The sequence below is a fragment of the Pseudomonas promysalinigenes genome, assembly GCF_014269025.2.
Lineage (GTDB): Bacteria > Pseudomonadota > Gammaproteobacteria > Pseudomonadales > Pseudomonadaceae > Aquipseudomonas > Aquipseudomonas promysalinigenes.
Map to the genome: position 1 here is coordinate 1,198,345 of NZ_CP077094.1, position 21,213 is coordinate 1,219,557.

Genomic DNA, 21,213 nt, shown 5'->3' on the forward strand with positions numbered 1-21,213 from the left:
CGTATGACTTGGGTGATTATCGACAGTGCTTCCGCGGGTTGTCAATGCTGCTTGTCTGGCTTTGTTTTTCTCTTTGCGGCGCAAGCCGCTGTTACGGGCTTGGGTCAATTGCAAAAGCAGGCCTGGTGGCAGCGGGTTTGCCCGTGAACACGGGCCAAGCCCGCGCCCTGGGATCACAACAACGACAGCGGATAGTTGAAGATCAACCGGTTCTCATCGAATTCATTGTTGCTGTAGTCCCGGCGAATGCTCGAGTTGCGCCATTTCACGCTCAAATCCTTGAACGGCCCGCTCTGGATCACATAAGCCAGCTCCGACTCGCGGACCCATTCCTTGCCGTTGTTCACCGCGCTGGTGTGTACATCACGGCCACTGATATAGCGGTTCATCAGGGTCAGCCCCGGCACTCCGAGCGTGACGAAGTTGAAATCATGGCGCACCTGCCAGGAGCGCTCGTTGGCATTGTCGAAACTGGAGTTGTAACTGTCGTTGGCCAATGTGCCGCCGCTGGTGCCGTTGACTCGCATCCAGGTATCGCCATCGACCTTCTGCAACCCGACCCAGAAGGTATTGCCGCCATATTTGGCCGAGAACATCCCTGAGTAGGTTTTGTTATCCAGTTTGCCGGCACGCTCAGAGCCGTCCTCACCCCCCCGGAAGTAGCCCAGGTTGGCACCGAGGGTCCAGTTACCCAGCGGTTGGCTATGGCTCAATTGCAGATACTGCTGTTCGTACACATCCTTGAGCACCGCGTTCCATGCGCCGAGCAGAGTGCGGTCCTGGTTGAACTTGTATTCACCGCCGACGAAGTTGAACCGATCGGACAGTGCACCGGCGTAACTCATGTCTTCCATGCTTGCGTCGTTGCGCGGGCTGTTGCCCCGGAATTGGCCGCCGTACAGGGTCAGCCCGGCAATTTCGTTGGAAGTGACTTGGCCGCCGCGAAAGGTCTGTGGCAGGGAGCGCCCGTCGTCCGAGCGCAGGATCGGCAGCACCGGCATCCATTCGCCGATTTTCAGCTCGGTCTTGGAGATACGTGCCTTGCCCGCCACCGCCAGGCGGCCATAGTCATCCGCCGGCCGCCCATCGTCATGGCGTGGCAGCAGTGCTGTACCGTAGGTGCCGCCACCGCCATCGAGCTTCACCGACCACAAGCCCAGCACATCCACGCCCAAGCCCACCGGGCCCTGGGTGAAGCCCGAGCGCGCATCGAGAATGAAGCTCTGAGTCCATTCTTCGGCCTTGCTTTGGGGGTTGCTGGGGTTGGTGAAATTACGGTTGATATAGAAGTTGCGCAGGCCTAACACGGCCTTGCTGTCTTCGATGAAGCCTTGGGCGAGGCTGATGCCCGGGATGCTACCTAGCAGGCTGGCGCCAACAAGTGCAAAGGGGAGGGTGTTCTGGCAGATTTTCGACATGGAGAGGATTCGCTTTGTTGTTTTTGTTATGTGTTGTCATACAACTTCGGCGATTTTTAACAAGCTGGGAATGAACTGTCAACGCTGCGGAGTGCAATAAGTTCGCGCTGTCGAGTGAATATGTGGTGGCGAAAGCTCTAACTAAGGGCCTTGGATAAAATTAAGGTCATAGTATGACGGCGGCGAATGGGAGCCTTGGCGTTCTTTGGTCTCAGAAGAACTGAGCCCTCCTGGGGCTTGGCTTGGACTTTGCTGTGGGGCGCAAATCGCGCGCCGCCCGCGCGGCGCTCGATCTCCCAGGCGCTAAAAGGCTCAAGCCAACGCCCAAAAAAAATCCGACACCAGATTACTGGTGTCGGATTTTTCAACCCCGGCTTGGACTCAAAAGCTTAAATGAACAGCTTTAGGCCATGCGGCAGCCTTCTTTAGGCTCGGCCCGGACTATCAATCCCAGCTCAACGCACCACCGGTCTGATACTCGATAACCCGAGTCTCGAAGAAGTTCTTCTCTTTCTTCAAGTCCATGATTTCGCTCATCCATGGGAACGGGTTGGTAGTCCCTGGGTACTCTTCCTTCAAACCAATCTGGGTCAGACGACGGTTGGCGATGAACTTGAGATAGTCCTCCATCATCGCTGCGTTCATGCCCAGTACGCCGCGTGGCATGGTGTCACGGGCGTATTCGATCTCCAGCTGGGTCCCTTGCAGGATCATCTGGGTCGCTTCTTCCTTCATCGCCGCATCCCACAGGTGCGGGTTCTCGATCTTGATCTGGTTGATCACGTCGATACCGAAGTTCAGGTGCATCGACTCGTCACGCAGGATGTACTGGAACTGCTCGGCAACGCCAGTCATCTTGTTGCGGCGGCCCATGGACAGAATCTGGGTGAAGCCGCAGTAGAAGAAGATGCCTTCCAGTACGCAGTAGTAAGCGATCAGGTTGCGCAGCAGCTCTTTGTCGGTTTCCACGGTACCGGTGTTGAATTCCGGGTCGGAGATGGCGCGGGTGTATTTCAGGCCCCAGGCGGCTTTTTTCGCTACCGATGGGATCTCGTGGTACATGTTGAAGATCTCGCCTTCATCCATGCCCAGCGACTCGATGCAGTACTGGTAGGCGTGGGTGTGGATCGCCTCTTCGAACGCCTGGCGCAGGATGTACTGGCGGCACTCCGGGTTGGTGATCAAACGGTACACGGCCAGGGCCAGGTTGTTGGCAACCAGGGAGTCGGCGGTGGAGAAGAAGCCCAGGTTGCGCATGACGATGCGGCGCTCGTCCTCGGTCAGGCCATCCTGGCTCTTCCACAGGGCGATGTCGGCGGTCATGTTGACCTCTTGCGGCATCCAGTGGTTGGCGCAGCCGTCCAGGTACTTCTGCCAGGCCCAGTCGTACTTGAAGGGCACCAACTGGTTGAGGTCGGCGCGGCAGTTGATCATGCGCTTCTCGTCAACGGCAACGCGGGCCGAGGAGCCTTCCAGCTCGGCCAGGCCTTCGGCGATGTCCAGGGCGTCCAGCGCAGCCTTGGCACGCTTGACCGCATCGGAGTCCGATGCCGTGGCCGCGCGGGCTTCCAACGCGGCAGCACCGCCGGCGCTGTCGAGCTTGTCGAGGGTGGTGGCGGCAGCGGCCTGCGCGGGGGTGTTGCCTTTGGCGGCGACTTCGCCGTCTTCTTTATCGAATTCGTCCCAGCTCAGCATGGTGAGAGTCTCCTGCTTGAGGGTCATCTATGAAGTATGACCGGTGGATCTTGGTTGCGTTGCTTGGCCCCGGGTGGGGTAGTGCGGTGCACGCAAATCTGAATGCCCTTCGAAGGGCTAACCTGGGCGTGGGCGCCCGGGTCTATTGTGTCTGGCCGTGTGGCAGGCTGCGGCAGGGCCGGCCTCTTTGCAGGTGAACCCGACCCCACGGCTGCATGGAAAAGAGGCTTCCCGTAGGAAGCCTCAGCCACGCCTTACTGGCAGGCTTCGCAATCCGGCTCGTCGATCGCGCAGGCTTTCGGCACTGGCGCTGGGCCTGCTGCCTGGGCCGGGGCGCTGTCGCCGCCGCTGGATACCGCGTTGAGCTTGCCGGTGTTGATGGTCGACTTCTCGGTGCTGGTCGCGGCCAGGGCACGGAGGTAGTAGGTGGTCTTCAGACCACGGTACCAGGCCATGCGGTAGGTCACGTCCAGCTTCTTGCCCGAGGCACCGGCGATGTACAGGTTCAGCGATTGCGCCTGGTCGATCCACTTCTGGCGACGGGAGGCTGCATCGACGATCCACTTGGTCTCGACTTCGAAGGCCGTGGCATAGAGGTCTTTGAGCTCTTGCGGAATGCGCTCGATCTGCTGCACCGAACCGTCGTAGTACTTCAGGTCGTTGATCATTACCGAGTCCCACAGGTCGCGGGCCTTCAGGTCGCGGACCAGGTACGGGTTGATCACGGTGAATTCGCCCGACAGGTTCGATTTCACGTACAGGTTCTGGTAGGTCGGCTCGATCGACTGCGATACGCCGGTGATGTTGGCGATGGTCGCGGTTGGCGCGATGGCCATGATGTTCGAGTTACGGATGCCTTTCTGTACGCGGGCACGGATCGGGGCCCAGTCCAGCGATTCTTCCAGGTTGACGTCGATGTACTTGGCGCCACGGGCTTCGATCAGGATCTGTTGCGAATCCAGCGGCAGAATGCCCTTGGACCACAGCGAACCCTGGAACGTCTCGTAGGCACCGCGCTCGTCGGCCAGGTCGCAGGAAGCCTGGATCGCGTAGTAGCTGACCGCTTCCATCGACTTGTCGGCGAACTCGACGGCAGCGTCGGAGCCGTACGGGATGTGCTGCAGGTACAGCGCGTCCTGGAAGCCCATGATGCCCAGGCCGACCGGGCGGTGCTTGAGGTTCGAGTTACGCGCTTGCGGCACCGAGTAGTAGTTGATGTCGATCACGTTGTCGAGCATACGCACGGCGGTGTTCACGGTGCGTTGCAGCTTGGCGGTGTCCAGCTTGCCATCGACGATGTGGTTCGGCAGGTTGATCGAGCCCAGGTTGCAGACCGCGATCTCGTCCTTGTTGGTGTTCAAGGTGATTTCGGTGCACAGGTTCGAGCTGTGGACCACGCCCACGTGTTGCTGCGGCGAGCGCAGGTTGCACGGGTCCTTGAAGGTCAGCCACGGGTGGCCGGTCTCGAACAGCATCGACAGCATCTTGCGCCACAGGTCTTTGGCCTGGATGGTCTTGAACACCTTGATCTTGTTGTACTCGGTCAGGGCTTCGTAGTACTCGTAGCGCTCTTCGAAGGCCTTACCGGTCAGGTCGTGCAGATCGGGTACTTCCGATGGCGAGAACAGGGTCCACTTGCCGTCATCGAAGACACGCTTCATGAACAGGTCAGGGATCCAGTTGGCGGTGTTCATGTCGTGGGTACGACGACGGTCATCACCGGTGTTCTTGCGCAGCTCGATGAACTCTTCGATGTCCAGGTGCCAGGTTTCCAGGTAGGCGCAGACGGCGCCTTTGCGCTTGCCACCCTGGTTCACGGCCACGGCGGTGTCGTTGACCACTTTCAGGAACGGCACCACACCCTGGGACTTGCCATTGGTGCCCTTGATGTAGGAGCCCAGTGCACGCACAGGGGTCCAGTCGTTGCCCAGGCCACCGGCGAATTTCGACAGCATGGCGTTGTCGTGGATCGCGTGGTAGATGCCCGACAGGTCGTCCGGCACGGTGGTCAGGTAGCAGCTCGACAGCTGCGGGCGCAGGGTGCCGGCGTTGAACAGGGTTGGGGTCGAGGCCATGTAGTCGAACGACGAGAGCAGGTTGTAGAACTCGATCGCACGGGCTTCTTTGTCTTTCTCTTCCAGCGCCAGGCCCATGGCCACACGCATGAAGAACACCTGCGGCAGCTCGAAGCGCACACCATCCTTGTGGATGAAGTAACGGTCGTAAAGGGTCTGCAGGCCCAGGTAGGTGAACTGCTGGTCGCGCTCGTGGTTGATCGCCTTGCCCAGTTTTTCCAGGTCGAATTCGGCCAGCGCCGGGTTCAGCAACTCGAATTCGACACCTTTGGCGACGTAGGCCGGCAGAGCCTTGGCGTACAGGTCGGCCATCTCGTGGTGGGTGGCGCTGTCGGCGACATTGAGGAAGCCCAGGCCTTCGGCGCGCAGGGTGTCCATCAGCAGGCGGGCGGTGACGAACGAGTAGTTCGGCTCACGCTCGACCAAGGTGCGGGCGGTCATCACCAGGGCGGTGTTGACGTCTTTGATGGCCACGCCATCGTAGAGGTTTTTCAGGGTTTCGCGCTGGATCAGGTCGCCGTCGACTTCGGCCAGGCCTTCGCAGGCTTCGCTGATGATGGTGTTCAGGCGCGCCATGTCCAGCGGCGCCAGGGTGCCGTCAGCCAGGGTGATGCGGATGCTCGGGTGCGGCTCGACAATCGACTCGGTGCTCACACGGGTGGCGCGCTCCTTGGCGCGTTGCTCGCGGTATATCACGTAGTCACGGGCGACCTTTTGCTCGCCGGCACGCATCAGGGCCAGTTCGACCTGGTCCTGGATTTCTTCGATGTGGATGGTGCCACCCGATGGCATGCGACGCTTGAACGTAGCGCTGACCTGCTCGGTCAGGCGCGCGACGGTGTCGTGGATGCGCGACGAGGCAGCGGCGGTGCCGCCTTCAACTGCGAGAAACGCCTTGGTGATGGCAACGGTGATCTTGTCGTCGGTGTAAGGGACGACAGTGCCGTTACGCTTGATCACGCGCAATTGGCCGGGGGCAGTGGCGGCCAGATCCTGGTTGGAATCTGCGGCCTGCGGCGCCAAGGCCTGCGGGTTCTCGCGAGTTGTGTCGGTTTGCATGGGTGGGTGTCTCCACAGTTTCAATAGTGTTCAGGCGCCTTCTGAGCGCCCACCGTTCCGTCCACTTGCTCGATGACCTTTGCAGGGGATGCGCCGTGCACGCGCATCCGCCCGCTCGGGCGTACCGACTTCGGGACAGATCAGGAATTTGGGGCAAGAACCTTGCCGCTCCCTGGCCGAAGTCATTTGCTTTGGGCTACACCAAAGCAGGCTGTTCAGTGTCCGCTAGGAGCGGTTGGATCGTAGAAACCACAACGAGTTCTGCCAGAAAAATCGCTTGAATTTCTCTGCTGACTCATGCTTGGTGTTGATGGGTGAAACCCAACATCTAGTGGTTTGCTGTGCTGGGGATACAAGATAATGCGGTCCATGGGTCTTTGCAAGGCGATCGCTTGTGGATAACTTGTGCGTACTTTGTGAGTGAATAGTGGGTAATCGCTGTAGGCCTTGTGGCAACAGGTGTGCAGTATTTTTTGCGCTCAATCGATGGGGCATGGCATTAGATGTGTGGTGATTATGGGATCGAGGGCCGCCCGCACGGGCGGCCCTCGATCCCATGGACGGCAAACAACTACAGCCCTACCCTCAAGCCCTAACGCAATCCAAAAACAAGAAAGGCAAAAGCCATGGAGCACCCGACTCACCGCATCCTTATCGTCGAAGACGACCAGCGCCTGGCGGAACTCACTGCCGAATACCTTCAGGCCAATGGCTACGAAGTCGCCGTGGAGGCCGACGGCGCCCGCGCCGCCCGGCGCATAGTCGACAGTCAGCCTGACCTGGTGATACTCGACCTGATGCTGCCCGGTGAAGATGGCCTGAGCATATGCCGGCGCGTGCGCGGCCAGTATACCGGCCCGATTCTGATGCTCACCGCCCGCAGCGACGAGCTCGATCAGGTCCAAGGCCTGGACCTTGGGGCCGACGATTATGTCTGCAAACCGGTTCGCCCGCGCTTGCTGCTGGCACGGATTCAAGCCTTGCTGCGACGCAGCGAAAGCCCAGACCCCAAACGTCAGGCGCTTACCTTCGGTGCGCTGCGTATCGACAACCGCCTGCGCGAAGCCTGGCTCGGCACGCTGCCCATCGAGCTGACGAGTGCGGAATTCGACTTGCTTTGGCTGCTGGCCAGCAATGCTGGGCGGGTGTTGTCGCGCGAGCAGATCTTCACAGCACTGCGCGGGGTCGGCTACGACGGCCAGGACCGCTCCATCGACGTGCGTATTTCCAGGATTCGCCCCAAGATCGGTGACGACTCGATCCATCCGCGGCTTATCAAGACGCTGCGCAGCAAGGGTTACCTGTTCGTCGGCGATGCACCATGAAGCATTCGATCTTCCTGCGTATATACGGAGGCATGCTGGCCGTACTGGTGTTAGTGGCGCTGCTCGGGGTGCTCAGCCTACATCTGGTCAACGAAGTACGCGCGGCCCAGCACCGCGAGCGCCTGGCCCAAGGCACATTCAGCCTGATGGCCGATAACCTCGCGCAGCAGAACGCCACCGAGCGCAAGCGCTCACTGCTGATGTGGGAGCGCCTGCTGGGCGTGCCGCTGTCTCTGCAGCCCATGTCGGCCCGCACCCTGGAGGGAGGGCAGCGTGCGCGGCTGTATCGAGGCTTGGTGGTGGTGCAAAAAACCGGCCCGCACGCCGCTCAGGTGCTGCGTAAGGTGGGCCAGGAAGACCTGTTGCTGGTGGCGCAGGTCAAGCAGGTCAGCGAGCAGTTGGCGCGTGCCACCCTGTACCTTTTGGCCGATGAGTTGGTGCGCTACCCGGTTACCGAACAGCCGCAGCGCTTGGCAGAGCTGGCCCGAAGCAAAGGCTTCGGTTTTGGTGTGGCGCTGCAGCGCATCGAACGGGTTGGGCTAGATGATGATCAGCGGCGCCGGGTAGAGGAGGGTGACACGGTGATGGCCCTGGGCCGCGACGGTGATTCGGTTCGCGTGTTCGCCGGTCTGCCGGGCTCGCCGCTGGTGCTGGAAATCGGCCCGCTTCATCAGCTCAACCCCTATCCGCCGCAGTTGCTGATACTGATCACCTTCCTCGGCCTGTGCCTGATCGGCCTGGTGGTGTACTTGCTGGTGCGCCAGTTGGAGCGGCGGGTTTCAGGCATGGCGATCGCCGCCACGCGGATTGCCCAAGGCAGTCTGGACACTCGCGTGCCGGCCGGCGATGCCGACTCCGTGGGGCACCTGGCTGCAGCCTTCAATGGCATGGCAGAGCACCTGCAGCGTTCGCTGAACATGCAGCGCGAACTGGTGCGCGCGGTGTCCCATGAATTGCGCACCCCGGTAGCGCGCCTGCGCTTTGGCCTGGAAATGATCGAAAGTGCCACCAGCGATCAGGCCCGTGCCAAGCACTTGGCCGGCATGGATGGCGACATTCAGGACCTGGACAAGCTGGTCGACGAGATGTTGACCTACGCCCGCCTTGAGCAGGGCGCCCCGGCACTGAAGTTTCAGCGTGTCGAGCTCGATGCCTTGCTCGACCGGGTGATCGAAGAGCTGGCGCCGCTCAACAGCCAGGTCCGATTGCTGCGTGGCCCCTGCCAAGCCAATGAAGGCTGCTGGGTCGAGGCTGAACCGCGCTACCTGCACCGTGCACTGCAGAACCTGGTGAGCAATGCGTTGCGCCATGCCAGCAGCGAGGTGCGCCTGAGCTACCAGTTGGGCCAGCAGCGTTGCCGGATCGATGTGGAGGATGATGGCCCGGGCATTGCGGAAGGTTACTGGGACCGCATCTTCACGCCGTTCACCCGGCTCGACGACAGCCGCAGCCGCGCCTCTGGCGGGCATGGGCTTGGATTGTCGATCGTGCGGCGGATCATTTACTGGCACGCAGGCCGCGCCACGGTGGGGCGCAGCCAGGCGCTCGGTGGCGCCTGCTTCAGCCTCAACTGGCCCCGCGAACAGCCGGAGCAGTAAGGCTCAGACGCTGATCAGGCTAAGCAGGTGGCCGTCTTGCAGGCAAAACTGGCCGTCCACTTCGGTGCCCTGCGGCCATTGGGCTGACAGGTCGGTGAGCAGGCGCAGGCGCGCCAAGCCATCGGCGGACCATGCCAGTACCTCGGCGTGTTCGAAATAGAAGCGCTGCCGGGTCAGGGGGTAAAGCGCCTTGAATAGGCTTTCCTTGAGCGAGAAGGTCAGGGTGACGGTCAGGCCCATCTGCCCAGGGTCCAGGCGCTCGCATTCGGCGGGAGTCAGGATTTCGCCCATCAGCCGCGCGGCGCGCTCGTCATCGAGTAGCGCTTCCTGGTCCAGGCCCAGGCCGCGACAGGTGCCTTCGCTGGCCACCACAGCGGCTGCCCAGCCCTTGCCATGGGTGATCGAGCCACAGATGCCGGCGGGCCAGATCGGCGCGCGGTCTTCATGGCTGCCTGGTACGTAATCGCGGCCATCCAGGCACTGCAGTGCGGCGCGGGCGCAGACCCGCCCGGCCAGGTATTCGGCCTGGCGCTTGGCAACCGAGCGCTGCAAGCTGGCGCTGGGCACGATACCTGCGCGTTGAAAATCGTCCACAGCAAGGCGGGCGGGGTCGAACGCACAACTGGCCAGAGCCGCACCAGGAAGCGGTCGCGGTAGAGGCCAGTGGTGCTGGAGCGGGGCACAGCAGGCGGGGTGATTGTTCATGGCCGTTATTGTAGCGGCCTGTGGGGCGCTACTTGAACACTTGCTTGAAGAATGCCTGCATGTCCGCCCAGGAGCTCTTGTCTGCCGCCTCGTTATAGCCGATGTCCGGCCCACCGTGTTCACCGTGGCTCAGCCGATCGGCGTCGGGGTTGGTGAAACCGTGTTTGGCACCGGCAATGCTGACGAACTGGTAGTTCACCTTGGCCGCATCCATCTCCGCCTTGAACGCGTCTACCTGCTGTTGTGTGACCATGCTGTCGTCAGCACCGTGCTCGACCAGTATATAAGCGCGAACCACACCAGGCTTGGTGACCGGCGTCTGGGTGGCCAGCGGGCCATGGAAGCTCACCACGGCGTCCAGCCTCGCGCCACGGCGCGCCGCATCGAGCACCACCTTGCCGCCAAAGCAGTAGCCGATGGCGCCAAGCTTGTGCCTGTCGGTGTAGGGCTGTTTTTTCAATAGGTCCAGCCCGGCGTCGAAGCGCTTGGCCGCTTCGTCCGGGTCTTTGCTCGCCTCGGCCATGAATGCCTGGGCGTCCTGTGGGTGCTCGGTGTGCTTGCCTTCGCCGTACATGTCGATCGCCAGCGCGCTGTAGCCCAGCGCAGCAAGGTCGCGGGCACGACGCTTGGCATAATCGTTGAGCCCCCACCATTCGTGCACCACCAACACGCCCGGGCGCTCACCCTTGATGGCGTCGTCGTAAGCGTAATAGCCAATCAGCGCTGTGCCGTCGGCATCTTGATAGCGGATATCGCGGGTTTGCACTGCCGCTTGGGCGAGGGCGGCGCTGCACATCAGGGTCAGGGCCAGCAGGGCGCGCATGTTCACTACTCCTTGGTTTGCAGGCAGATCGTTCAGCTGTGGTTCAGTCAGGGTTCAGCCGCGGTTCAGGGCTCCCTGCTTACTCTAGCTTCCAGACCGCAACAGTGCCTTTATCTGGAGTATCACACCATGAAAACATTCCATTCCCTGCTCGCCGCCGTGGCCGTTTGCGCCGCAGGCATGACCTCGGTCCAGGCTGCCGATGACAACTTCGCCAGCCTGACCTACGGCCAGACCAGCGACAAAGTGCGCAAGTCTGGCTTGCTGCAGAGCAACACCGACCACCTCAATGCCGACGGCATCATTGGCAAGGACGATACCTGGGGCGTGCGCCTGGGTAAGATCAACGACCAGGGCCGCTACTACATGACCTATGACAACGTCTCGGGTGACCACAGCGGCGTCAAGCTGCGCCAAGAGAACCTGCTCGGCAGCTATGACCTGTTCCTGCCGGTGGGCGATACCACCAAACTGTTCGGCGGTGGCAGCCTGGGCATGACCAAACTGACTCAGGATTCACCAGGGGCCAGCCGCGATACCGATTACGGGTATGCCGTGGGCCTGCAGGCTGGGGTCATTCAGGAGATCACCGATAATGCCTCGATGGAGCTAGGCTACCGTTACCTGCGCACCAATGCCGCCACCGAGTTGGGTGCCAGCGGCGGGCCCAAGGAGGGCACCCTGCGCCTGACCAGCAGTGCACAAACCTACCTGGCCGCAACTTACAAGTTCTGACCGGCGAGCCGAGTTATCCTGTACTGTCCTGTTCGCGGGTAAACCCGCTCCTACAGCGATCCCCTGTAGGAGCGGGTTTACCCGCGAACAGGCCCATACAGGCACATACCAAAGGAGCCTTGCATGAAATTGCTGGTGGTCGAGGACGAAGCCCTGCTGCGGCACCACCTCCACACCCGTCTGGGCGAAAGCGGCCATGTGGTCGAGGCCGTGGCCAACGCCGAGGAGGCCTTGTATCAGGCCGAACACTTCCATTTCGACTTGGCCATCATCGACCTTGGCCTGCCTGGCATCAGCGGGCTTGAGCTGATCGGCCGCCTGCGCAGCCTGGGCAAGGTCTTTCCCATCCTCATACTCACCGCCCGCGGCAACTGGCAGGACAAGGTCGAAGGCCTGGCCGCCGGTGCCGACGATTACCTGGTCAAACCGTTCCAGTTCGAGGAGCTCGAGGCGCGTCTGAACGCCCTGTTGCGCCGTAGCAGTGGCTTCACCCAGTCGACCATTGCCGCCGGCCCGCTGCTGCTGGACCTCAACCGCAAGCAAGCGACCTTGGATGAGCAACCCTTGGCACTGACCGCGTACGAGTACCGGATTCTCGAATACCTCATGCGTCACCACCAGCAGGTCGTGGCCAAGGAGCGTTTGATGGAACAGCTCTATCCGGGTGACGAGGAGCGCGACCCCAATGTCATCGAGGTGCTGGTCGGCCGTTTGCGCCGCAAGCTCGAAGGTGATTGTGGCTTCAAACCGATCGACACGGTGCGCGGCCTGGGTTATCTGTTCACCGAGCGCTGCCGATGATCCGCTCGCTGCGGGTGAGGCTGATGCTCGCGGCGGCGGTGCTGGCGTTGCTGTTCATGCTGGCGCTGTTGCCGGCCTTGCAGAAAGCCTTCAGCCTGGCCTTGCAGGAGTCGATCGAGCAGCGCCTGGCATCGGATGTGACAACGCTGATTTCCGCCGCCCGCATCGAGCATGGCCAATTGCAGATGCCCGATCTGCTGCCGGACGAGCGCTACAAACTGCCCTATACCGGCCTGTTGGGCTACATCTTCGATCGTGATGGCAACCTGGTCTGGCGCTCGCGCGCAACCACTGACCGGCACATCAATTATCAGCCCCGCTACGACGGGCGCGGTAACGAGTTCGCCCGCATCCATCAGGACGATGGTGAAGAATTCTTCGTCTACGATGTCGAGATCAAACTGCTCGGTGGCCAGAGCGCCGCTTACAGCATCGTGGCGTTGCAGCCGGTCAGCGAGTACAAAGCTACGCTCAATGGCTTGCGCGAAAAGCTCTATCTGGGCTTTGGTGCAGCCCTGCTGGCCTTGCTGATGCTGCTGTGGGGCGGCCTGACCTGGGGCCTGCGCTCGTTGCGTCAGTTGAGCCTCGAACTGGACCAGGTGGAGTCCGGGGCGCGCGATGGCCTGAGCGGCGAGCACCCTCGTGAGCTACTGCGCCTGACCCGCTCGCTGAACCGCCTGCTGAGCAGCGAGCGCGAGCAACGCGCACGCTATCGCGATTCGCTGGGGGATCTGGCCCACAGCCTGAAAACGCCGCTGGCGGTATTGCAGGGCGTGGGCGAGAGCATGCAGCAGCGCGCAGGTGAACGTGAGCAGGCCCGAGTACTGCAAAGCCAGATCGAGCGCATGAGCCAGCAGATCGATTACCAGCTGCAACGCGCAAGCCTGCGCAAAAGCGGCCTGGTGCGCCACAGCGTAGCGCTGTTGCCGGTGCTGGAGAGCCTCTGCAGCACCCTGGCCAAGGTCTACCGCGACAAGCAGGTGCAGGTCCTGCTGGATGTGCCTGCCCAGGCCCATGTGCCGATGGAGCAGGGCGCGTTGCTGGAACTGCTGGGTAACTTGCTGGAAAACGCCTATCGGTTAAGCCTGGGGCAAGTGCGGGTGAGCCTTGAGCAGGCGCCAGGCACGCAGACCTTGTGCATCGAAGACGATGGCCCTGGGGTGCCGCCCGACCAGCGCGAGCGCATTCTGGAACGCGGTGAGCGCCTGGACCGTCAGCATCCAGGGCAAGGCATCGGGTTGGCTGTGGTCAAGGACATCGTCGACAGTTATGACGCCGAGCTGACCCTCGATGAATCCGCGCTGGGTGGTGCCGCGTTCTGCATCAAGCTGCACGTGGACTGATCGGCCCTTCGGGCGGATTCCCGCCATATCCGCTGTACATTTCCCGCCATCGGGCGGAAATCCGCCATCCATTTTCAGAGAAATCGCCCCGTCGTTGGGCATGTACGCCAGTCAAACACATGCTTTGCACCCAAGCTGGGCATTTTGGCATTGCCCTTGCTATGTCCATTGCCAGAGCCCAGCCAAGGCCGCTCGAACACAACGACAAATCCCTCCAGGTGCAGGAGGGTTAGCGATTCAGGTGCCCCACACCCTGGAAGAGGGTGGAGCCGGCACACTTGAGGAAAATGAGCCATGACGACACGTCAGCCGCTGTACAAATCACTGTATGTCCAGGTGTTGGTTGCCATCACCATCGGCATCCTGCTCGGCCACTTCTACCCGGAAACCGGCGTCGCCCTCAAACCTTTGGGTGATGGTTTCGTCAAACTGATCAAGATGGTCATCGCCCCCATCATCTTCTGTACCGTGGTCAGCGGCATCGCCGGCATGCAGAGCATGAAGTCGGTCGGCAAGACTGGCGGCTACGCGCTGTTGTACTTCGAAATCGTCTCCACCGTCGCGCTGATCATCGGCCTTGTTGTGGTCAACGTGGTGCAGCCAGGCGCTGGCATGCACATCGACGTCAGCACCCTGAACGCTAGCAGCGTGGCCGCTTACGCCGCTGCCGGTGCGCAGCAGACCACGGTTGGCTTCCTGCTCAACATCATCCCTAGCACCGTGGTGGGCGCTTTCGCCAACGGCGACATCCTGCAAGTGCTGATGTTCTCGGTGATCTTCGGCTTCGCGCTGCATCGTCTGGGCAGCTACGGCAAGCCAGTACTGGACCTGATCGACCGCTTCGCCCATGTGATGTTCAACATCATCAACATGATCATGAAGCTGGCGCCGGTCGGTGCCTTTGGTGCAATGGCCTTCACCATCGGCCAGTACGGTGTGGGTTCGCTGGTGCAGCTGGGTTACCTGATGGCGTGCTTCTACATCACCTGCCTGCTGTTCGTGCTGGTGGTGCTGGGCGGTATCTGCCGTGCCCACGGCTTCAGCGTCCTCAAGCTGATCCGCTACATCCGCGAAGAGCTGATGATCGTGCTGGGTACTTCTTCTTCGGAATCGGCCCTGCCACGCATGCTGGCCAAGATGGAGCGCCTGGGTGCCAAGAAGTCGGTCGTCGGCCTGGTTATCCCGACTGGCTACTCGTTCAACCTTGACGGTACTTCGATCTACCTGACCATGGCCGCGGTGTTCATCGCCCAGGCTACCGATACCCACATGGACATCACCCACCAGATCACCTTGCTGCTGGTGCTGCTGGTGGCGTCCAAAGGGGCTGCCGGTGTGACCGGTTCGGGCTTCATCGTCCTCGCCGCCACCCTGTCGGCCGTTGGTCACCTGCCGGTCGCAGGCCTGGCGCTGATCCTGGGTATCGACCGCTTCATGTCCGAAGCCCGCGCCCTGACCAACCTGGTTGGCAACGCCGTAGCCACTGTCGTGGTTGCCAAGTGGGTCAAGGAAATGGACGACGACAAGCTGGCCTCGGAGCTCGCTTCTGGTGGTGCACCACTGGAAATGAACCTGCCGACCGACGACTTGGGCGTTGCGGAAGTACCGGTTCGCTAAGACTTGCCGGTAAAAGAAAAGGCGACCCTCGGGTCGCCTTTTTCGTGCCTGGTTATTCGACGCGGGTTTCGCCGCTGTACACCAACACCGCCCGGCAGCGCCGGCACAGATAGCGCCGCCCCTGGCGTACCAGCTTGTGGCGCTGGGCCGTGAAGGGGAAATCACTTTCCGGGCATGGGCACCGGTAGATATAACGGGTCACCACTCGGCGCTCGACGGCATAGTTGTGGCAGCGATTGGGCGGGAGTTCGTACACGCCGCGCATGATCAGCTGCCATTCCTCACCGTGGGCCTGGATACGGTCGCCGAACAACTGATGAGCCACCAGGTGCGCCACTTCATGGGCCACCGTCTGGCGCAGGAAGTCGTCCTGGTTCTCTCGGTACAGTTGCAGATTGAAGCGCAGCCGGTTTTCGTGCAGGTGGGCAACGCCGGCCTTCTGGCCGCGAAGTTTGAAACTGACTTCCGGGCGCGGGAAGGGCCGCTTGAAAAAGGCTTCGGCTTGCTGGTAACAGGTTTCGACGCGTTGTTTGAGCAGCTCGGGCATGGCGGGGCGGTTCTCCTGGCCGGGCATTATGCCGCAAGCATGGCCAGCCTGCCGAGCCACCGGTCAGCAGGCAGACAAAGGCCGCCTTACGGCGGCCTCTGCTTGATGCCCTATGTTGGCTTGTAATTATGAAGCGCTAGTTGGTGTACACGGGCCCCACGCCCAGGCCCCAGATGATCACGGTCAGAGCCATGATGGCCACCAGTACCACCAAGCCTACTGCCAGTACGGAGCTTGAAAACAGAAAGCCCTCATCGGAAGGGATGTTCATGAATGTCGGCAACCCGACATACAGCAGGTAAACGGTGTAGCAAATGGCCGCGGTCCCCACCAGCATGCCAAGCCACAGGTGCGGGTACAGTGCCGCAAGGCCACCGATGAACAAGGGGGTAGCAGTGTAGGTGGCGAAGGCGATGCACTGCGCCATCGACGGGTTGGCGTCATAGGTGCGGGCCATCCAGTGAATGAATGCGCCCATCACTGCGACACCGGCGAGCATGGCCAGATACGACATGATGCTCATCCAGACAGCGCTTTCCATGGTCAGCATCACCGCCGGTCGGCTACCTATCACCCAGCCCACCTGGGTCGTGCCGATAAATGCGGAAATGGCGGGTATCGCCGCCAGAATCAGGGTATGGGTGAGGTACATGTGGCTGATGGTTTCTTCTTCGCCACGGATCTCGCGCCATTCCTGGTCGGGATGGGTAAACAGCCCCACTACGTGATGAATCATGCCGATCACTCCTCTTGTAGTTGCCAGTCGCCCCCCCTATGGAGCGCAAAAGGCCCGAGGCCATGGCACCGAAGCTCAACGGTAATGTGGCCTTATGTCGCAGTATAGGGAGTCAATCCCGGCATAAAGCCCGGTTTTTAGAGCAAATCGCGCTGTGTGGGCTGCTGTTGATTACCTTGAAGTCTTTATCGGAATCCCTACAGGTGCTCGCGGTTTGTGCGTAAAATAGCCGGCTTTTGTCACACCTCGCGGATCCAAGCGCTATGGGCACCCTCTCGGTCAACCAGAACAAACTGCAAAAACGCCTGCGTCGCCTCGCAGGCGAAGCCATTACCGACTACAACATGATCGAGGATGGCGACAAGGTCATGGTCTGCCTGTCCGGCGGCAAGGACAGCTACACCATGCTCGATGTTCTGTTGCACCTGCAGAAGGTGGCGCCGATCACCTTCCAGATCGTGGCGGTGAACATGGACCAGAAGCAGCCGGGCTTCCCCGAGCACGTGCTGCCGGCCTATCTCAAGGAACTGGGCGTCGAGTACCACATCGTCGAAAAAGACACCTATTCAGTGGTCAAGGAGCTGGTACCTGAGGGCAAGACCACGTGCTCGCTGTGCTCGCGCCTGCGCCGTGGCACCCTGTACACCTTCGCCGATGAAATTGGTGCAACCAAGATGGCTTTGGGTCATCACCGTGATGACATCGTCGAAACCTTCTTCCTCAACATGTTCTTCAATGGCGCGCTCAAAGGCATGCCGCCAAAGCTGCGCGCCGATGACGGCCGCAACGTGGTGATCCGCCCGCTGGCCTACTGCAGCGAGAAAGACATTCAGGCCTACTCGGACATGAAGCAATTCCCGATCATCCCGTGCAACCTGTGCGGCTCGCAGGAAAACCTGCAGCGTCAGGTGGTCAAGGACATGCTGGTTGAATGGGAACGCAAGCACCCAGGCCGCACCGAGAGTATCTTCCGCGCCATGCAGAACGTGGCGCCCTCGCAACTGGCCGACCGCAACCTCTTCGACTTCACCAGCCTGAAGATCGACGAGAGCGCTACCCCTCGCTTTCTCGACGTGGTGAACATTTAACCTCATGCGCGATTATCAGTGGCTGCACGAGTACTGCCTCAACCGTTTCGGCTCGGCTCAGGCCCTGGAAGCGTTCTTGCCGCAGCCGCGCACGCCTGCGCAGCTGCGCGCAATCACTGACGACCGCTATCTGTCGACCCTGGCCCTACGGGTGTTCCGGGCTGGGCTCAAGCACAGCCTGGTCGATGCCAAGTGGCCTGCGTTCGAGCAAGTGTTTTTTGGCTTCGATCCAGAGAAGGTCGTGCTGATGGGGGCCGAACATCTGGAGCGGCTGATGCAGGACGAGCGCATCATCCGCCATCTGGGCAAGCTCAAGAGCGTGCCGCGCAACGCACAGATGATCCTCGATGTGACCAAAGAAAAGGGTAGTTTCGGTGCCTTCGTCGCCGACTGGCCAGTGACCGACATCGTCGGCCTGTGGAAGTACTTGGCCAAGCACGGTAACCAGCTGGGTGGGCTTTCGGCGCCGCGTTTCTTGCGTATGGTCGGCAAGGATACCTTCATCCCCACCGATGACATGGCGGCCGCGCTGATTGCGCAGAAAGTGATCGACAAACAGCCGACCAGCCAGCGTGACCTGGCGCTGGTGCAACAGGCGTTCAATCAATGGCACCAAGAGAGCGGCCGGCCGCTGTGCCAGTTGTCGGTGATGCTGGCGCATACCGTCAACCATTGAGGCCTGCTCTGGCCGCTTCACGGGTAACCCCGTTCCCACTAGGGCTGAGGATGTTGTGAGCTGATCGCCAGCCCATTGGAGCAACAGTTTTGCTCACTTTCGGCATGTTGCGCTGCGAAGGGCCGGGCACAGGTACACAAAGCCGCGCCTAGAAACCACCCACAAAGCGACTAACGCCCTTCGCCCGCCATGCGCCGTTCGAACTGAAACTTCCAGCGCACATACAGTAGCCCAGCGATGAACAACCCCAGGCTCGCCACTATTTCGACCCAACCGAACACCGCCCGCGCCGGGTCGAACGCCGCCAGTACGCCCTTGATGAAATAAATGTTCACCACGAAGCAGACCCAGGCATGCGCTCGGGCGCTGCCCAGCAGCATGCCCGGCAACAGCAACAGCAGCGGCACCACTTCGATCGCCAGAATCACTTCGACCCGCGCCCCGTGCAGGTTGGCGAACCACAGGTTGTTCACCACCAGCAGGGCGATCAGGCCCAGGAAGAACGCCAGGCTCAAGGCCCGCGCCAGCCGCAGGCGAGGTGCCAGCCAGTCGAGCGATGGGAGCACCTTGGGCTTTCTAGCCACGTGCCGCCTCCAGGGCCTTGGCCGTGTTCGCCAGGCGTTGGCCAAGGGCACGACATAGCGCGATCTCATGGGCGTCGAGTTCACGCTTGCCGTCCGCACCAGCATGGTGGCTAGCGCCATACGGAGTGCCACCACCACGGGTCTCGAGCAGGGCCGATTCACTGTAGGGCAAGCCCATCAGCAGCATGCCGTGGTGCATCAGCGGCAGCATCATCGACAGCAGGGTGGTTTCCTGGCCACCGTGAAGGCTGGCGGTGGAGGTGAATACGCCTGCCGGTTTGCCGACCAGCTCGCCACCGAGCCACAGGCTGCTGGTGCCGTCGAGGAAGTATTTCAGCGGCGCGGCCATGTTGCCAAAGCGCGTCGGGCTGCCCAGCACCAGCCCGGCGCAGTGGCGCAGGTCATCGAGGGTTGCATACAGTGCGCCGCTAGCCGGGATATCCGGCGCCACGGCCTCGCACTCAGTGGAAATGGCCGGTACTGTGCGCAGGCGCGCTTCCATGCCCGTCAGCTCGATGCCGCGAGCGATGTGCCGGGCCATCTCGCTGGTCGAACCATGGCGGCTGTAATACAGCACCAGAATATAAGGGGCGCTCACGGCAGGATCTCCAGCACCTTCTCAGGCGGGCGGCCGATCACCGCTTTGCCGCCAGCGACCAGAATCGGCCGTTCGATCAGCTTGGGGTGCTGGACCATAGCGTCGATCAGTTGCGCATCGGTCAACGCTGGGTTGGCAAGGTCCAGGGCTTTGTATTCGTCTTCGCCACTGCGCAGCAGTTGGCGGGGGGCGATGCCCAGTTTGCCGAGCAGGGCTTTGAGCGTCGCGGCGTCGGGCGGGGTTTCCAGGTAGCGCACGATGGTCGGCGTCAGGCCGCGCTGTTCGAGCAGTTCCAGCGCGCCGCGGGATTTCGAGCAGCGCGGGTTATGATAGAGCGTCAAGTCAGTCATGTCGGGTCGCATCCAGCTGGGTGTGGCGGCTATTCTAACCGCAGCGACTGACCTATTTGCTTGAAACTTCGAGAAGGATTGACCCATGGCAAAGCGTCTGGCAGCAGTACTGGCCATCACCGCAAGCTTGTTGCTCGGTGGTTGCGGTGCCGATTACGGCGTGGACCAAGATGGCAAGACGGTAAAAGCCCAGCAGATCGACGGGCACTGGGTGGTACTCAATTATTGGGCCGAATGGTGTGGCCCTTGTCGCACCGAAGTGCCGGAGCTGAATCAGGCAGCCAAGCAGTGGGCGGCCGACGGCATCAAGGTGGTGGGGGTGAATTTCGATGGCCTGCAAGGTGCTGAGCTCAAGGAGGCAGCGCAGGCCCTGGGTATCGATTTCACGGTGCTGGCCCAGGACCCGGCCGAGCGCTATGACCTGCCGCGCAGCGAGGCACTGCCAGTCACCTACATCATCGACGACAAGGGCAAAGTGCGTGAGCAGTTGCTGGGCGAGCAGACCCTGGAAGGGCTGCAGGCGAAGATCAAAGCCCTCAAAGGCGCGTGATCGATGAGGGCCGCACAGCGGCCCTGTGAGTTTTCAGCCTTCCTCGGGCCAGAAGCGCAGCGGCTTGCCCTCGGCCGGCCAGAAGCGCATTTGTTCGATGGGCGATACATCCCAACGCTGGACGCTCTCCAAGGCCTGCAGGAACTGTTTTTCCTGCTCCATCAAAGCAGGCGCACAAAGCTTGCGGGTCTTGCCTACCTTGCCGAAGCTCAAGTGCTTACCGTCCAGTGTGTACGGGGCAAACCAATGGTTGCAGCCGGCGTTACCGTAGGCGCGGCCATCGCTGGCCAAGGTCAGGGTGAGGTGGCTGTAGTCGATCAGCGGGCGCTCGCCGATCCACTCCAGTACATAGCTGCGGTCTTGCTGTAGCCGGTTGGGTTCATTGGCGCAGCCGAGCAGGCCGATGGCTACCAGTGCGCCCGTCAGCAGATGCTTCACTCGGCGCTCTCCTGGCAACGCGGGCACAGGTGCTTGTCGCCACGGCTCGCCCAGCCCAGTTCTGCGACACGGGCACTGGCAGCTGGCTGCCGGGCAGCTTTGCCAAGTTTTGCATCGACGGCGAACTCGAAGTCCAGTACAGCGTCGCAGCTGTCGCACTCGACCTTCCAGGTGAGTATTTCCAACTCGTTGAACACCGGGCCGCTGGCTACAGCAACCCATTGCCCGCGAGGGTTGATCAGGTGGCGCACGCTTTCAACGGTCAGGCGCATGGCCAGGTCCTTGCTGCCCTTGAGGGTGACGATCAGGACATCGCCTTTGTGCATCGAGCCGCCATTGCCAGTCACCTGATAACGGCCGGGCAGCAAGGCGCGGCATTCGATCAAGGTGTGTTGCGGGTTGAAAAGGGTATAGCGGAAATCGTGTTCGACCATGGGTCCTCCAGAAATGCC

Annotated in this window: 21 protein-coding genes; 9 read left to right on the forward strand and 12 right to left on the reverse strand. The window is 61.4% G+C overall.

Annotated elements, in window-relative coordinates; translation table 11 throughout:
* Positions 1 to 173 precede the first annotated feature (173 nt).
* The 3 genes from HU725_RS05560 to HU725_RS05570 all read right to left on the reverse strand — a co-directional run bounded on the left by HU725_RS05560 (position 174) and on the right by HU725_RS05570 (position 6,247).
* Positions 174 to 1,418, reverse strand: a complete 1,245-nt coding sequence (locus tag HU725_RS05560; protein WP_186476485.1) for an OprD family porin — start codon at positions 1,416 to 1,418, stop codon at positions 174 to 176.
* 444 nt (positions 1,419 to 1,862) lie between these two features.
* Entirely contained in the window at positions 1,863 to 3,113 is a 1,251-nt protein-coding gene (locus HU725_RS05565; RefSeq protein ID WP_060480643.1) for a ribonucleotide-diphosphate reductase subunit beta, read from the reverse strand.
* Between the two features lie 254 nt (positions 3,114 to 3,367).
* Positions 3,368 to 6,247 (reverse strand): ribonucleoside-diphosphate reductase subunit alpha, encoded by a 2,880-nt coding sequence (locus HU725_RS05570; protein ID WP_186476486.1) that lies wholly within the window; start codon positions 6,245 to 6,247, stop codon positions 3,368 to 3,370.
* Positions 6,248 to 6,873: 626 nt separating this feature from the next.
* Here HU725_RS05570 and HU725_RS05575 point away from each other — a divergent pair.
* The gene (locus HU725_RS05575) at positions 6,874 to 7,572 is read left to right on the forward strand and encodes a response regulator (RefSeq protein WP_186476487.1); all 699 of its coding nucleotides are present in this window, start codon (positions 6,874 to 6,876) and stop codon (positions 7,570 to 7,572) included.
* Entirely contained in the window at positions 7,569 to 9,170 is a 1,602-nt protein-coding gene (locus HU725_RS05580) for an ATP-binding protein (RefSeq protein WP_186476488.1), read from the forward strand. Before HU725_RS05575 ends, HU725_RS05580 begins: the two co-directional genes overlap by 4 nt.
* A 3-nt stretch (positions 9,171 to 9,173) precedes the next feature.
* Here the strand turns inward: HU725_RS05580 and HU725_RS05585 are convergent, their stop codons facing one another.
* Both HU725_RS05585 and HU725_RS05590 read right to left on the reverse strand, forming a co-directional pair.
* The gene (locus tag HU725_RS05585; RefSeq protein WP_186476489.1) at positions 9,174 to 9,875 is read right to left on the reverse strand and encodes a 4'-phosphopantetheinyl transferase family protein; all 702 of its coding nucleotides are present in this window, start codon (positions 9,873 to 9,875) and stop codon (positions 9,174 to 9,176) included.
* 28 nt (positions 9,876 to 9,903) lie between these two features.
* On the reverse strand, positions 9,904 to 10,698 hold the full coding sequence (locus tag HU725_RS05590) for a dienelactone hydrolase family protein (RefSeq protein ID WP_186476490.1): 795 nt from the start codon (positions 10,696 to 10,698) through the stop codon (positions 9,904 to 9,906).
* Positions 10,699 to 10,827: 129 nt separating this feature from the next.
* Between HU725_RS05590 and HU725_RS05595 the strand changes: the two genes are divergently transcribed.
* The 4 genes from HU725_RS05595 to HU725_RS05610 all read left to right on the forward strand — a co-directional run bounded on the left by HU725_RS05595 (position 10,828) and on the right by HU725_RS05610 (position 15,194).
* Positions 10,828 to 11,433 carry an outer membrane protein gene (locus HU725_RS05595; protein WP_060480619.1) on the forward strand — a complete coding sequence of 202 codons (606 nt, stop codon included), beginning with the start codon at positions 10,828 to 10,830 and terminating at the stop codon, positions 11,431 to 11,433.
* A 123-nt stretch (positions 11,434 to 11,556) separates the two neighbouring features.
* On the forward strand, positions 11,557 to 12,234 hold the full coding sequence (locus HU725_RS05600) for a response regulator (protein ID WP_060480620.1): 678 nt from the start codon (positions 11,557 to 11,559) through the stop codon (positions 12,232 to 12,234).
* Positions 12,231 to 13,577 carry an ATP-binding protein gene (locus tag HU725_RS05605; RefSeq protein WP_186476491.1) on the forward strand — a complete coding sequence of 449 codons (1,347 nt, stop codon included), beginning with the start codon at positions 12,231 to 12,233 and terminating at the stop codon, positions 13,575 to 13,577. The genes HU725_RS05600 and HU725_RS05605 overlap by 4 nt, the downstream gene beginning before the upstream one ends.
* Before the next feature lie 294 nt (positions 13,578 to 13,871).
* Positions 13,872 to 15,194: a dicarboxylate/amino acid:cation symporter gene (locus tag HU725_RS05610; protein ID WP_060480622.1), complete on the forward strand. Its 1,323-nt coding sequence runs from the start codon at positions 13,872 to 13,874 to the stop codon at positions 15,192 to 15,194.
* A 52-nt stretch (positions 15,195 to 15,246) separates the two neighbouring features.
* On the opposite strand, the gene HU725_RS05615 is transcribed toward HU725_RS05610, so the two are convergent.
* Both HU725_RS05615 and HU725_RS05620 read right to left on the reverse strand, forming a co-directional pair.
* Positions 15,247 to 15,741: a SprT family zinc-dependent metalloprotease gene (locus HU725_RS05615; RefSeq protein ID WP_060480623.1), complete on the reverse strand. Its 495-nt coding sequence runs from the start codon at positions 15,739 to 15,741 to the stop codon at positions 15,247 to 15,249.
* 136 nt (positions 15,742 to 15,877) lie between these two features.
* Entirely contained in the window at positions 15,878 to 16,477 is a 600-nt protein-coding gene (locus HU725_RS05620; RefSeq protein WP_186476492.1) for a Yip1 family protein, read from the reverse strand.
* 263 nt (positions 16,478 to 16,740) lie between these two features.
* On the opposite strand from HU725_RS05620, the gene ttcA reads away from it, so the two are divergent.
* Both ttcA and HU725_RS05630 read left to right on the forward strand, forming a co-directional pair.
* Entirely contained in the window at positions 16,741 to 17,565 is an 825-nt protein-coding gene (gene ttcA, locus HU725_RS05625; RefSeq protein WP_186476493.1) for a tRNA 2-thiocytidine(32) synthetase TtcA, read from the forward strand.
* 4 nt (positions 17,566 to 17,569) lie between these two features.
* Positions 17,570 to 18,241, forward strand: coding sequence for a DNA-3-methyladenine glycosylase I (locus HU725_RS05630; protein ID WP_060480314.1), 672 nt, complete (start codon positions 17,570 to 17,572; stop codon positions 18,239 to 18,241).
* 170 nt (positions 18,242 to 18,411) lie between these two features.
* Here HU725_RS05630 and HU725_RS05635 read toward each other — a convergent pair whose 3' ends face one another.
* The 3 genes from HU725_RS05635 to arsC are packed head-to-tail and all read right to left on the reverse strand — an operon-like array spanning position 18,412 to position 19,773.
* Complete coding sequence (locus tag HU725_RS05635) at positions 18,412 to 18,825, reverse strand: DUF2069 domain-containing protein (RefSeq protein WP_060480313.1); 414 nt, start codon at positions 18,823 to 18,825, stop codon at positions 18,412 to 18,414.
* The gene (gene wrbA / locus HU725_RS05640) at positions 18,818 to 19,423 is read right to left on the reverse strand and encodes an NAD(P)H:quinone oxidoreductase (protein WP_060480312.1); all 606 of its coding nucleotides are present in this window, start codon (positions 19,421 to 19,423) and stop codon (positions 18,818 to 18,820) included. The genes HU725_RS05635 and wrbA overlap by 8 nt, the downstream gene beginning before the upstream one ends.
* Positions 19,420 to 19,773, reverse strand: a complete 354-nt coding sequence (arsC, locus tag HU725_RS05645; RefSeq protein ID WP_060480311.1) for an arsenate reductase (glutaredoxin) — start codon at positions 19,771 to 19,773, stop codon at positions 19,420 to 19,422. Before arsC ends, wrbA begins: the two co-directional genes overlap by 4 nt.
* Positions 19,774 to 19,858: 85 nt before the next feature.
* Between arsC and HU725_RS05650 the strand changes: the two genes are divergently transcribed.
* Positions 19,859 to 20,323, forward strand: a complete 465-nt coding sequence (locus HU725_RS05650) for a TlpA disulfide reductase family protein (RefSeq protein WP_060480310.1) — start codon at positions 19,859 to 19,861, stop codon at positions 20,321 to 20,323.
* A 33-nt stretch (positions 20,324 to 20,356) separates the two neighbouring features.
* Here the strand turns inward: HU725_RS05650 and HU725_RS05655 are convergent, their stop codons facing one another.
* Complete coding sequence (locus tag HU725_RS05655; RefSeq protein ID WP_186476494.1) at positions 20,357 to 20,761, reverse strand: META domain-containing protein; 405 nt, start codon at positions 20,759 to 20,761, stop codon at positions 20,357 to 20,359.
* A complete protein-coding gene (locus HU725_RS05660) occupies positions 20,758 to 21,195 on the reverse strand; it encodes a hypothetical protein (RefSeq protein WP_060480308.1) in 438 nt (145 codons plus the stop codon). Before HU725_RS05660 ends, HU725_RS05655 begins: the two co-directional genes overlap by 4 nt.
* Positions 21,196 to 21,213: the final 18 nt, after the last annotated feature.